Genomic DNA, 12,559 nt, shown 5'->3' on the forward strand with positions numbered 1-12,559 from the left:
CTGCCAAGAAAGTAGTACTTGCAACGAAAAAGGTTGCAAGTAAAGCGAAAAGTACAGCAAAAGCGGCTACAAAGGCAGTTACGCAGACAGCGAAGAAAGTGGCAACAGCAGTTAAGTCGATTGATGTAAAATAAGCGATATCCTCACTGGAAAGAAATTAGCGCCATGGGAACGAGCAGTCTCAGCAGCAGCCATTGTAGGTGGACCGGCAGTCAAAGGTGCGAAGCACGCAGCAAAAATTGGGGGAGCAGCAGTCAGTGGTATTGCTAAGGCTGGAAAAAAAGGAGTCCCAACTAAAGCACCACCGAAAGCAACAAAACCACCTGCTAAGCCAACAGAAACAAAGAAACCTAGCAAGAGTACACCACCAGTTGCTGCGAAACCAAAAGCAACACCGGCACCGACGAAAGCGACAAAACCACCAGCGAAGGCGACAGGAACAAATGCCCCAAGTAAGAGTCAACCAGTTGCTGCGAAACCGAAAGTAACACCAGCACCAGCACCGGTGAAATCGACAAAACCACCAGCAAAGGTGACAGAAACAAAGGCACCAAGTAAGAGTACGCAACCAGTTGCTTCGAAACCGAAAGATACAGCAGTTCCATCAAAAACGACAATACCATCAGCAAAGTCGACACAAACAATTGAGCGTAAAACAGGTGCGTATAACTCGTCGTATAATGGTAGTTCGGGTCAAGGACTAGGTAAGTTAGTAGGGAAAGAACTAAATGTTTCCGAGAAAGGTTTAAAAATTGTGAAAGAGCATCTTTCAGAAAATTTTGGGGATTATCCTGAAAATTTAGCTATGATAAAGAGATTGGAGAATGCATTAGCTAATAAGCAAAAAATATCTGGTGCAGATGCAAGTTTCTATTTGCATGAAGTTTCTGAATCAACAATGATGAAAAAGGGAGTTGATTATGATACTGCACATGAAATGGCAATTAAAAAGTATAATGTCTCTCCATTTAGCGTTTATCATGCTGATGTTATTAAATCAATGCCAGATATATTTAACAAAAACTGGAGAAAATTCTGGGGGTTGGATGAATGATTGCTTTAGATAATTTAGGGCAAAACAAAAAAAAGGTAAATTATGGGTAAATAATTTACCAGATTTAAATTACGAGATTATAAATAAGATAACAACTTCCATAGATATTGAAAAATGCATGTATATTAAGCCTACTAGCATAGCACTTGAGCTTTTGCTTTCAAGACGTGACATGAGTAATTATGCATTCTTAGGCATTAAATTTACGCCTAAAAATATAAAAAGTCTTAATATTAGAGTAAATATCAGTTTGGATGAAGATGAAATTCTATCTGATAATATTGCAATGAAATCCGATACTGTATTTTTAGGAATACCAAACGAATATGCAGAAGCGATTATCGATACTACAAATAAAGTTGTCAGAGAACATTCCTTATTTCCATGTGGAGATTTAGAGTTTTTTATGGGGGCACATGGAGAAATTGGATCAAGTAAATTCTCATTTTCTAAGGTAACAGAAATATTATTAAAATTATTTGTTATTGAGCCTGAAAATAAAAGTATTAATCAAATAGAAAATTTAGTTAAGAGTGGTCTGTAGTTTAAAATATGCAGTGAATCAACTATTTTAAGAGATTTTAATTATTCGAAAAAGGCTGAACAGGGGTTTGAAGTAGCCTCTAGTAGTGACATTAAACGATGGACTATTCCAATTGTTTAATGTCTGAATCGGCTACACTAAGTTGGACATAAAAAATAGGGCTATACACTTAAACTACCAACTTAAAAGGAGCGTGCTACTATGTCACGTCAAACTTTTACATCTGAATTTAAATTATTGCAATAAAATATCATCAAGAACATGAATGCTTAATTACAATAGTTAGTTTCACAAGTTATAAAGTTTTTTATCAATTCAAACAGCTCATGCAACCATTTTACTGGTAAGTGTGAGCTGTTTATTTTTTCATTTTGGCAAAGTCAATTGCCCACATGCAAAGAGGTGTTCTTAGCTATGAATACCATTTGCTGTCGGAGGCAGGCATTCGTCAAGGGAGACTCAGCATTCCCTCTCTTCCAGGCACAGCGATTGAAGGGACCGTATTAGAGGTTAAGAAGGGTCAAGTGCGACTGCACCTAGCGATTGATGAGGCGCAAAAGAAGGAAGAAGCCACGTGGTTTTCACTGGCTACTCCGTATACAGCCGAGGGTCATAGCGGTTTTTACAGTCCACCGGAAATCGGCGATAGCGTCCACCTTGCCTTCCCGAATCACCGAGAGGAAACAGCAGTCGTTCGTCACAGTGTTCGCAAAGGCGGTGATGCCAACCCTAAAATAGCCGATCCCAAAACAGCTTATTGGGGCACACCAAAAGGCAAAGACATGAAACTCGACCCACAATCTGTGACCTTTACCGCCAAGGAAGGCGCCGTTTTCCTGCAGTTAAACCAGGACAGCGGGATTGAGGTACATAGTAACTATCCGCTTACACTAAAGGCCAATGACAATATCACCTTTGCGGGTAAAACCATTTCCATAAGCGCCACAGAATCCATGCGTTTGACCTGTGGCTCCAGCAGTATCGTGCTCGATGGCATTACCGATATGCAGGGACAAGTTGTCGAAATGGAGGGTTCCATCAAGGCGCCTGTTCCGGCATCTAGTGCAGCGGAAGAGGGAAACGGAGATGACCTTGAATCCGCTCTCGACGTCATGGGCATGATTCCCCTCGCAGGGGGTGGTACGTAATGGCCAAGAAAGGGAAAGGTTTTTTCGGTTCGATAGGCAGTTTTCTTGGTAGTATCCCAGCTGTCGGCAAAGTCAAGAATGCCGCCAAGTCTGTAAAAAAGAAAATCAAAAATACGAAAAAGAAACTGAAAAAAGCTATAAAAAAGGCGAAGAAAAAACTAAAGAAAAAGCTCAAGAAAAAGATTGGGAAAGTATTTACAAAAGCCAGGAAGCTTAAAAATAATCTATCGAAGAGTAAAATGGTGAAGAAGTTTAAGCGGACTGCCAAGAAAGTAGTACTTGCAGCGAAGCAGGCGGCAAAGAAAACCTCTACCAAGGTAAAACAAGCCGTGAAGGAAGTAAAAGCGAAGGTGAAAGAGACAGTCGTGCCATTAAAACCTTCGAAAGGCAAAGTAGAAAAAATATCCAAAAAAGTCGGTAATAAAATCCAAGGAGAAGCTGAATTAGCGAAATTCTTTGACGAGTACCTTAAAGACCGAAAGACGGTTGGACCAATAGGAAACAAGTATTCAGTTCAGGATGGCAATCCACTGACAACTTTACAGGACAAACAACGAGTATTAGGTGGAGGAAATCATTCGCGAACTAAAAAATCTACAGCAGTAGACCAATTTATCTACAGTTTGCTTATTGAAAATTATGTTACATTGGTTGACCCTAAAGCTACTCTTGGAGAGAAAGCACTTGCGGGACTTTCCATGGTACCAATATTCAAGCCAGTGAAAGCAGTAGATGCAGCTTATGACACAGCAAAAATCTATAATAAAACACGTGTTATAGAGAATGTAAATGATAGCAAAAAAATAAGAGCTAGTTCAAATTTCAATAATTATAAAAATAAAGAAAAAGAAGTTTTAGAGAATATTAAAAATTCCGCAAAGAAAGTTGAAGTCACTGAGCAAGATTCCAAACAACTTGCAGAGTATGCTAAGAGTCTTGATAAGGGTACGGGTAATGTTATTAGTAATGGTAAAGTTACAGTTAAATCAATTGAATCAAACCCAAGTGCATTTACTGGTAAGAGTGTAAATGAAATTGCCGAGGTTTTAAAGAGTGAAGGTTATGATGTTACAATAAAAGTATCTACTAAATCTCGATCTGGTGCACAAATAATTCAAATTAATAATCATGGTAACGGGAGAAATATAACACAAGTACAAGTATCACCTGGTGGAGGGAGACATGGGGATAACCCTTATGTAAAAATCAGTACAAGTGACGAAGGTATAATTAAAATTGTAGATGGTAAAAAGGACACTTATAAAACTGATGGAAAAGAGAATGCTAATATTATTTTTACGGAGAGGTGATATATTTGATTGATCTAGAGGCGCCTATCGTTCCTTGGATTGGAATGGGAAATATAAAGTTGTATAGTCACATTAATGATTTATATTCATTAATTGAGCAACAATGTAAACAACCAACACTTTTAGGAAACTTTTTAATAAGGTACGAAATAGATAATTCAATTGATTTATGGTTCAATTTGTTAAACGGTAAAATATTTAAAATAACTACTTTAGAAAACTATAAAGGTACTTTATTTAATAAAATAAGAGTAGGAATGCATATTGATGAAGTTCTTAAGCTAGAACCAAGTTTTATATATGATGAATTTGAAGAGGTGTATTGTAGCTCTAAAGGAGTTTACATTGAAACAGACCCTGTGAATAACACAGTATTATGGATTTCAGTATTTATAAAAGAAATAGATGATCCAGATTTTATAAGAGGGGAATGGTAGAAAACACTTTTTAAACCTTGATTGGCTATATTGTCACTCTCGAGAAGAAAAACAGAATGGACCCAATGAACAATAATTGTTTGAGAATCGAGACTTCATGAAGGCAGAGCCATCAAGAAGTGCTATTGTAGCGCTAATGTAATAAGAGCGAGAATAGGCGAGATGCCATTTTACTTACAAGGGACCACTTTATGGGTGGCATAAGCAACAAACACACGAGATTAAACAAGCTAAAGGGTTTAAAAGGTACACTTGCCATGTAGTAAAAAAGATGTCATACTGTCAATACTAAAATAACTTATAAAACTTGCAAATATTATTAAACTTAGAGAATTTATAAACTTAAAGCACTTGATTGTCTATAAAAGGCGACAAGTGCTTTTTTTTGCATGTTTATATACGTAAATTGAAAAGATTACGATTATTTAATTAGTGTACTAAGTGTTAAATTTTATACATGAACTAGCATAACAAGGGGAAGAACAGGCGATGGAAATAGAGGTTTCGATAGATAAATTTGTTATAGATTTTAGGGATGTACCACATTCAGCATTTTTACGTGCTTATATGGTGGGAGTGCAGAAATATAAAGTGAAAATGGAGATTTATGGTGGAACATATAGCTATGAATTGCACATAAAAGTGATAATGTATACATTCATATGTATTTTAAAAACTTTAGAGAAACAGAAGGTCACTTACATACCCTAAGGATTGAGACAAGGCCAGAGCATTACTCACATTTCAGAGAAATACTAGAGATGATAGGGAAGCGGGCAAGTCGAGTAGAATTTGTGAGCTGTGATGTTGCGTATGATATACAAACGGGGTTAGAAAATATAGTGGTGATACCGACAGATATACGGAGGAATATGACACACTTTGATACAACACGGTATTTTGGTAGAAGCGACCAACGTAAACGGAATGGTTTCTGTAGGATTTATGATAAACGGCTAGAACTAGCAAGGAATAAAGGAATTTATTTAGCACATGAATTAAGTCGAATAGAAGTGGTGTACAAGGTAAATGAGCAAGTAATGCTTAAAGACCTCATGAAACATCCACCAAAACAGAATGAACATTATTTTGCGGCTGTAGTGATAGATTGGTAAATACTTAAAAACAAGCATCGAGAACGGGTAGCTAGCATGCGAGATGGAAGAGATATGTATACGCAGTATTTACGGAGGGAAATAAAAAAGACCCTTACGAATCAGTATCGATTGGACTTCGACGAATTAGCAAGGGTGGAGTGGAAAAGATTGATAGAAGAACCCAGTTCAATAGTTCTGCGAGTGAGTTAATCGTTTATCTCCAATACAAGTAGGTCTTGGATAGAGACATGTAATGTGTCGCACAAAGCTGAAAGGGTACTTATATGCAGACGTTGTATGGGTTGTGTACATAAATCATTGACGGTATTAGGACGCAATGAGGTTTGCTTGGCCAGTTGCCAACGGCTCATTTGTTTTTCAATTAAAATTTCATTGAGACGTAAACGAATAGTAGAAGACATAAAACACCTCTTTGTTAGATTGTAACGGTTATGTATAGTGTACGACCATACTAGAGAAAAAACGACTGTAAAATAAAGGGTTTTGCAGAATTTGGGTAAGGTCGTACAGTATGTTGTAACGGATATACGTTACACACAAGTTATCCGCAAAAAACGGGTAAGCGTTACAGGGACTTTAATTGCTGTAACGGGAGGGGCATTATGAAAGAAAAAGTAGTTGGTTATGTACGAGTTTCAACAGAAGGGCAAGTACGTGAAGGATATAGTTTAGTGTATCAAGTAGAAGAAATTGAGAGGTATTGTGACGAAAATAAGCTACAACTGCTTCACATATATGAAGATAGAGGACTCAGCGGAGCGACAGTTGATGAAGATGGATTAACAATTGAGCGAGAAGGCTTGCAAGAGCTATTGGCAGATATAGAATATCATCAAGTGAGCCAAGTAATTGTATTAAATACGTCTCGTTTGTGGCGCTCTGATATGGCAAAAGTATTGATACAACGAGAGTTGAAAAAATATAACGCAGATGTGAAAGCGATTGAGCAGCCAAATTACAGCATATACACACATGAACCAAATGATTTTTTAGTGAATGGGATGTTGGAGCTATTAGACCAATATCAACGATTAGAGATTGCATTGAAACTAAGTAGGGGCATAAAGAAAAAAGCTGAACAAGGTGGCTATGCAGGTGGCGGTGTCATGTTTGGTTATACAGTACAGAAAGGGCGAAAAGTATTAGAAGTGGATACAGAGAAAGCGATCGTTGTACGGAGGCTATTTGAATTAAGACATTTTTTTAAACATTGGTCACTATCTCAATTGTCAGAACAGCTCAACATGGAAGGCCATCGAACAGAGAAAGGGAAACGATTTACAAAAGTACAAGTGAAGCGCATTTTAGACCGAGAAAGCTTTTATCGGGGAATTTATACATATGGGCAAATTCAAGCAAATGGGCAACACCCTGCAATAATTTGAAGGGCTACTTAAAAAAGGTGCTCATTTACTTATATATCTTCATATAACGGTGAAAATGGATAGGCTTTCGTACCAATGCGCACCAGTTGGTGAACGCTCGAACTAAGGTTGCCGGCATTTTCATTCCATTGAATAGGAGGATAAGTTAATGCACGAAAGACAGAAGCATTTTTATGTGGGAGTAGATTTACATAAGCAACACCATGTGGCGGTTATTATTAATTGTTGGCAAGAAAAACTAGATGAAATAAAGTTTGAAAATAAACCTTCTGCTTTTTCAACTTTTTTATTGGATATTTATCAACATATGGAGGATGGTTTGACACCCATTTTTGGTTTAGAAGATGTTGGGGGTTATGGGAGAGCGTTAGCTAAATATTTAGCAGACCATGAGCAAATTGTAAAAGAAGTGAATCCAGCTCTTTCATACGCTGAACGAAAAAGCAATATGACCACACAAAAAAGCGATAGTTGGGATGCAGAATGTGTAGCTAGAATTTTGGTGAACAAACTAGAGCAGTTACCAGACGCTAAACCACATGATTTATATTGGTCGATACAACAGCTGGTCAGTAGAAGAAATGCATTAGTAAAGGCACAAGGGGCTTTAAAGAACCAACTGCATATTCAATTAAGTCACCACCATCCAAGCTATAAAAAGTTTTTTTCAGAGGTAGATGGAAAAACAGCATTGGCATTTTGGGAACGATACCCGTCTTCCCCGTGTTTAGAAGGGGTAAGTGTTAAGCAATTGACCATATTTTTATTAGAAGCCAGTAGCAATACATGTTCGGTGAAAAAAGCGAGTGAAATTTTAAAGTTGGTGAAAGAGGATGGAAACACAATAAGAGAACACCAAGAAACACGAGACTTTCTAGTAAAGAGCATCGTCCGAGACATTTCATTTAAGAAGCAGGAAATGCGCTATGTGGAACGAGAATTAAAAGGGTTAATGAGTTTACTAGACTTTCAATTAGACACGATGCCAGGCATAGATCTCGTTACAGCTTCGGCTTTAATTGCAGAAATAGGTGATGTACGCCGTTTTCCGAATGCCAACAAATTAGCATGATTTGCGGGCATTGCGCCTGTTTACTTTGGTTCTGGTGGGAAAGGAAGGGAACAAAAAAGCAAGCAGGGAAATCGGGCGCTACACGCTTTATTTTACAACTTAGCCGTACAGCAAGTACAAGTGGCAAAAGGAAGTAAGCTGCCAAGGAATCCAATATTCCATGCATACTACCAACGGAAGCTAAAAGAAGGCAAAACAAAGGGACAAGCATTGGTTTGTATCATGAGACGGCTTGTAAATATTATATACGGCATGATGAAGCACAAAACAGCCTATGAATTGCCGATAATAAAGGAGGAAGAAGTGGTTTAATAAGGTTTAAAAGAGATTGTTTTTTATTAGCGGATTATAAGATTACAACATAGGGTACTGAAAAAGCTGGTCAGAAAGTCAGTGGATCTAATTCTAAAGTAATTGAAGAACTTGAAGGTCCTATTATAGATGGAAAACGAGTTGGAAGTGGGGAAAAGGTTGATAAAGTAAAACCAGTTTGGGGAATAGACGAAAAAGGGAGACCTATTATAGAAAAAGAGTACCCTCATGTACCAAAGGAACATGGTTTTTCTGATGTTGTTGATAATTATTCAAGATTTTCGGAGAAGTTTCCACTGGTAGGAGGGGATAAGATTGAAAGGGAATTATATCAAATAATGGGGAGCAATAATGGCAAAAAAGGTGTTTTTGAATGGATTATTGAGCCGAATGGTGACGTGAGCCATAGGAGATTCATTGAAAATGGTGTTATAACAGGTACGTCAAATCAAATTCCAAAAAAGTAGTAGGTGAATAAAATGAACTTAAAAGATTTAAAAAATAGAAATATTAAGTATGACTGGAAGACTATTTTTGTAGGTGTCCAAGAAAATTATTTTAGTAAAGCTGTTATTTCTGACTACGCGGTAGAGTTGATGGAGATTGGTAATGAAAGTGGGTTTGTTAGTGAACTTGCATGGGGAATATCTAGTGAAGATTTAGATAAAGTAATGTTAGAAATAAAAACTAAATATTTCCCTCAATTAGATGATGAAAACACAATATTAGAAGAGGAGAATAGAAAACTCAGATTTGTTTGTTTATCTGAAATAAAAGAAAGATGTAAAGAAGATAATGAATTATTAAATAAAATTGCAGAGTTTTATGGAAATCATCACTACCCAGAAGATATGGTGAGTTTTATTAATTATATGCCTCAAGAAGTTCCAACTACGAAAAAAGATTTGGTATATAGGTTTGATAAATTTTTAAAATTAGAGAGTGTGAGATTTAGTTAGATATTTTACTTAATTCTAAGGGTAGAGAAAGAAAAGCTTAAAAGAACAAGAGAAAAAGCAAACTATGGGCATTTTTAGCAAAAAAAGCTGTCAAGGGCTAACCAAAGTATTACCTAATTTGTGGATCTCTCATGCAGGGACAAAAGCATCAAGTTTTAGATAACCTTGTATTGATAACAATGCTACTTTTGGTCTACAAAATTAAAGGCCAAATATAATATCAGTTTTTGGAGTTATGTAGATGAATGGATTGTAATTGGCTTTGAAATGTAAATAGATAGAGGTACAATAAATAAAACAATGATTAAAGAGTAGACCAAATGAACAATAATTGTTTGAGAATCGAGACTTCATGAAGGCAAGTCATCAAGAGATGCTATTTTAATACTAATGTAATAAGAGCGAGAGAAGGCGAGATGACATTTTACTTACAAGGACCACTTATGGATGTATTAAGCAACAAACACACGAGATTAAGCAAGATAAAAGGTTTAAACGTTACACTTGCCAACTAGGATAAAAGATGGGTACTGTCGATATAAAAATAACTTATAAACTTGCAAATATTAATAAACTTAGAAAATATATAAACTTAAAGCACTTGATTGCCTATAACAGGCGACAAGTGCTTTTTCGTATTTTCATATACATAGATTGAGAAGATGATGATTATTTAATTAGTGTACTAAGTATTAAATTTTATACAAGTACTAGCATACAAGGGGAGGACCAGGCAATGGAAATAGAGGTTTCGATATGGTAGGAGTGCAGAAATACAAAGTGAAAATAAAGATTTATAGTGGAACATATAGCTATGAACTGCACATGCGGAAATGTGACGATGTATACATTCATATATATTTTAAAAACGTTATAGAAACAGAGAGTCACTTATATACCCTAAGAATTGAAGCAAGACCAGAGCATTACTCGCATTTTTGAGAGTAATGGATAAATGGGCAAGTCGAGTAGAAATTAACTTAAATCCAACTAAACCAGCTGATAAATCTAGTGGTCGATGTAATCAAAACAAATGGAGAGATAGGAACTATTTTTCCAGATAGTATGTTACAACTGTAGTATAGGGAGGTATTAAAAATGTTTGAGGAAAAAGTAAGAGCAGTCTTAGGTGCAAGAGCATTACTTGATGATAATGACCCGAGAATCGAGCAAAAATGGGAAGAGCTAATTGTCGTACTAAGTGAAGATGAAAACTTGACTTTGAATTTCTTACAGATTTGTACAAAAACAGAGCTTTCATTTTTAAGTGAGATTTTCGAAGAAGTGGCATATAATTTACAAAGTAAAAAGTATATAGATTTACTATACTGCTTAGATCAAAGATACCCAGACTTAAATTTAAAGAGAAGTATACAAATTGCTGAAGAGTACATGGGAATTTAGTTAAGTTTGGTTTGTAATTTAGAATATGGAAAGAGTAATCAGCCTTTGAAGAGATTTTAATTTTTCAAGAAAGGTTTTTGTAAACACCCACTCAGCCAAGCCCAGTTATGAGGAATACTACTTTAATAATATGTAAAATAATTGAGGTGAAAGACTATTGGGAATTTATTGAATATCGCTGTTAAACGCTTATCAACAATTCAATTTGAAAATGTGGCTGATAAGATAAAAGAATCACATCACGTATTGATTAGAGAGTATTTTCGAAGGATTAATGTATTTTTAGATAATGTGGATATTGTTGTTGATACATATCCTATATTCAGTATATCTAAAGTTCTCGGAAAGACGTTAGAAGGTGATATTTTTAATGTTTGTCAAAAAGTTGATGGGATTAATAATCTTTATATAAAAGCAATTTGTTTCTGTTATCTTGAAATTTCTGAACTAGCTGATGAGGGAGTCAGTGAAGCGATTGCATATATCGACTTGTTTGAACCAATAATTAAATTTTTGGAAAGAGGAGGCGTCTTTAGTATTCGGCAAGGTGAAATGATTGTTGGAAGTTCATCTTATCCTCTAAAATACTGGAGGGATTTAGATATACCTGTAAATGATATAAGTGATGTTTCTTTAGACAGAATAGATGAAAAATATTAGACCAATACCTACGGATTGAAACAACATTACAAAGGGGTGAAATAAAAAAGTAAAAGTAGGAGGAAAGCAAGTGGTAGGCCAACATTTGCCTATCATAAACAAAAAGGTGAAAAAGAACTAATAGATACATAAAGGTCAAACAGAAGTAATAAATCAGGTGTTTGAGCTTAATTGGCCGATATCTAATAGTGGAGAAGATTGGAGAAATATCTAAAGAAGTAATGGATAAATTTAATAGTAATTCAAGCTTGCAAATAGCTTAAATATATTAGAAGAAGTACGATTTGAATATGTCGGCTTTGATGAACAATTTGCTCCTACCTGTGTGCTTCAACAAATCGATATAAACGCAATTAGAGCATCAATCTGACTTGCCTAGTAGTGTATATTGGAAAATTCACCAGCAAAGCCGACTGATACGACCGTTCGTAAAACAGGTGCTAATAACTAGTGCAGATGCAAGTTTCTATATGCATGAAGTTTCTGAATCAACAATGATGAAAAATGGAATCGATTATGATACTGCACATGAAATGGCTATTAAAAAGTATAATGTTTCTTCATTTAGCATTAAAAAAACTGGAGAAAATTCTGGGGGTTGGATGAATGATTGCTTTAGATAATTTAGGACAAAACAAAAAAGGTAAATTATGGGTAAATAATTTACCAGATTTAAATTACGAGATTATAAATAGGTTAACAACTTCTATAAATATTGAAAACTGCATGTATATTAAGCCTACAAGCATAGCACTTGAGCTTTTACTTTCAAAACGTGACATGAATAATTATGCTTTCTTAGGCATGAAATTTACTCCTGAAAATATAAAAAGTCTTAATATTAGAGTAAATACTAGTTTGGATTTAGATGAAATTTTATCTGATAATATTGCAATGAAGTCAGATACTATATTTTTAGGAATACCAAACGAATATGCAGAAGCGATTATCGATACTACAAATAAAGTTGTCAGAGAACATTCCTTATTCCCATGTGGAGATTTAGAGTTTTTTATGGGGGCACATGGAGAAATTGGATCAAGTAAATTCTCATTTTCTAAGGTAACAGAAATATTATTAAAATTATTGATTATTGAGGCTGAAAATAAAAGTATTAATCAAATAGAAAATTTAGTTAAGAGTGGTCTGTAGGTTA

14 protein-coding genes and 1 pseudogene are annotated in these 12,559 nt (G+C 35.5%); 13 read left to right on the forward strand and 2 right to left on the reverse strand.

The genetic code is table 11. The features are described from left to right. Window positions 1–111: 111 nt before the first annotated feature. Window positions 112–357 carry a hypothetical protein gene (locus tag ACOMCU_RS09055; RefSeq protein ID WP_421049991.1) on the reverse strand — a complete coding sequence of 82 codons (246 nt, stop codon included), beginning with the start codon at window positions 355–357 and terminating at the stop codon, window positions 112–114. A 148-nt stretch (window positions 358–505) separates the two neighbouring features. Between ACOMCU_RS09055 and ACOMCU_RS09060 the strand changes: the two genes are divergently transcribed. The 6 genes from ACOMCU_RS09060 (at window position 506) to ACOMCU_RS09085 (ending at window position 5,608) form a co-directional block, all read left to right on the forward strand. Then, entirely contained in the window at window positions 506–1,054 is a 549-nt protein-coding gene (locus ACOMCU_RS09060; RefSeq protein WP_421049992.1) for a hypothetical protein, read from the forward strand. A gap of 172 nt (window positions 1,055–1,226) precedes the next feature. Beyond that, window positions 1,227–1,598, forward strand: coding sequence for a hypothetical protein (locus ACOMCU_RS09065; protein WP_421049993.1), 372 nt, complete (start codon window positions 1,227–1,229; stop codon window positions 1,596–1,598). A gap of 371 nt (window positions 1,599–1,969) precedes the next feature. Further along, entirely contained in the window at window positions 1,970–2,746 is a 777-nt protein-coding gene (locus ACOMCU_RS09070; RefSeq protein WP_421049994.1) for a phage baseplate assembly protein V, read from the forward strand. Further along, complete coding sequence (locus ACOMCU_RS09075; protein WP_421049995.1) at window positions 2,746–4,056, forward strand: hypothetical protein; 1,311 nt, start codon at window positions 2,746–2,748, stop codon at window positions 4,054–4,056. The genes ACOMCU_RS09070 and ACOMCU_RS09075 overlap by 1 nt, the downstream gene beginning before the upstream one ends. Then, entirely contained in the window at window positions 4,053–4,493 is a 441-nt protein-coding gene (locus ACOMCU_RS09080; protein ID WP_421049996.1) for a hypothetical protein, read from the forward strand. The genes ACOMCU_RS09075 and ACOMCU_RS09080 overlap by 4 nt, the downstream gene beginning before the upstream one ends. A 761-nt stretch (window positions 4,494–5,254) precedes the next feature. Beyond that, complete coding sequence (locus tag ACOMCU_RS09085) at window positions 5,255–5,608, forward strand: hypothetical protein (RefSeq protein ID WP_421049997.1); 354 nt, start codon at window positions 5,255–5,257, stop codon at window positions 5,606–5,608. Between the two features lie 188 nt (window positions 5,609–5,796). Here ACOMCU_RS09085 and ACOMCU_RS09090 read toward each other — a convergent pair whose 3' ends face one another. Then, entirely contained in the window at window positions 5,797–6,012 is a 216-nt protein-coding gene (locus ACOMCU_RS09090) for a helix-turn-helix domain-containing protein (protein WP_421049998.1), read from the reverse strand. 201 nt (window positions 6,013–6,213) lie between these two features. Between ACOMCU_RS09090 and ACOMCU_RS09095 the strand changes: the two genes are divergently transcribed. From ACOMCU_RS09095 to ACOMCU_RS09125, 7 genes and pseudogenes are all read left to right on the forward strand, one after another. Continuing rightward, complete coding sequence (locus ACOMCU_RS09095; RefSeq protein ID WP_421049999.1) at window positions 6,214–6,996, forward strand: recombinase family protein; 783 nt, start codon at window positions 6,214–6,216, stop codon at window positions 6,994–6,996. 148 nt (window positions 6,997–7,144) lie between these two features. Further along, window positions 7,145–8,380, forward strand: a pseudogene (locus ACOMCU_RS09100) (IS110 family transposase). Between the two features lie 479 nt (window positions 8,381–8,859). Continuing rightward, on the forward strand, window positions 8,860–9,339 hold the full coding sequence (locus ACOMCU_RS09105) for a DUF2247 family protein (RefSeq protein ID WP_421050000.1): 480 nt from the start codon (window positions 8,860–8,862) through the stop codon (window positions 9,337–9,339). 1,098 nt (window positions 9,340–10,437) lie between these two features. Then, window positions 10,438–10,743 (forward strand): hypothetical protein, encoded by a 306-nt coding sequence (locus tag ACOMCU_RS09110; RefSeq protein WP_010861416.1) that lies wholly within the window; start codon window positions 10,438–10,440, stop codon window positions 10,741–10,743. 168 nt (window positions 10,744–10,911) lie between these two features. Beyond that, window positions 10,912–11,403, forward strand: a complete 492-nt coding sequence (locus ACOMCU_RS09115) for a hypothetical protein (RefSeq protein ID WP_421050001.1) — start codon at window positions 10,912–10,914, stop codon at window positions 11,401–11,403. A gap of 371 nt (window positions 11,404–11,774) precedes the next feature. Further along, a complete protein-coding gene (locus ACOMCU_RS09120) occupies window positions 11,775–12,026 on the forward strand; it encodes a hypothetical protein (RefSeq protein WP_010859787.1) in 252 nt (83 codons plus the stop codon). Next, window positions 12,010–12,555 (forward strand): hypothetical protein, encoded by a 546-nt coding sequence (locus tag ACOMCU_RS09125; RefSeq protein WP_421050002.1) that lies wholly within the window; start codon window positions 12,010–12,012, stop codon window positions 12,553–12,555. The genes ACOMCU_RS09120 and ACOMCU_RS09125 overlap by 17 nt, the downstream gene beginning before the upstream one ends. The last annotated feature ends 4 nt before the right edge of the window (window positions 12,556–12,559 follow it).

This window comes from Lysinibacillus sp. UGB7, assembly GCF_049058285.1.
In the GTDB taxonomy this organism is placed as follows: domain Bacteria; phylum Bacillota; class Bacilli; order Bacillales_A; family Planococcaceae; genus Lysinibacillus; species Lysinibacillus sphaericus_B.

What these genes read in the sequence shown, in the direction of transcription:
- ACOMCU_RS09110 (WP_010861416.1), top strand. Translation starts at nt 10,438, where the DNA reads ATGTTTGAGGAAAAAGTAAGAGCAGTCTTAGGTGCAAGAGCATTACTT.
- ACOMCU_RS09090 (WP_421049998.1), bottom strand. Translation starts at nt 6,012, where the DNA reads ATGTCTTCTACTATTCGTTTACGTCTCAATGAAATTTTAATTGAAAAA.
- ACOMCU_RS09085 (WP_421049997.1), top strand. Translation starts at nt 5,255, where the DNA reads ATGATAGGGAAGCGGGCAAGTCGAGTAGAATTTGTGAGCTGTGATGTT.
- ACOMCU_RS09075 (WP_421049995.1), top strand. Translation starts at nt 2,746, where the DNA reads ATGGCCAAGAAAGGGAAAGGTTTTTTCGGTTCGATAGGCAGTTTTCTT.
- ACOMCU_RS09065 (WP_421049993.1), top strand. Translation starts at nt 1,227, where the DNA reads ATGAGTAATTATGCATTCTTAGGCATTAAATTTACGCCTAAAAATATA.
- ACOMCU_RS09095 (WP_421049999.1), top strand. Translation starts at nt 6,214, where the DNA reads ATGAAAGAAAAAGTAGTTGGTTATGTACGAGTTTCAACAGAAGGGCAA.
- ACOMCU_RS09105 (WP_421050000.1), top strand. Translation starts at nt 8,860, where the DNA reads ATGAACTTAAAAGATTTAAAAAATAGAAATATTAAGTATGACTGGAAG.
- ACOMCU_RS09125 (WP_421050002.1), top strand. Translation starts at nt 12,010, where the DNA reads ATGATTGCTTTAGATAATTTAGGACAAAACAAAAAAGGTAAATTATGG.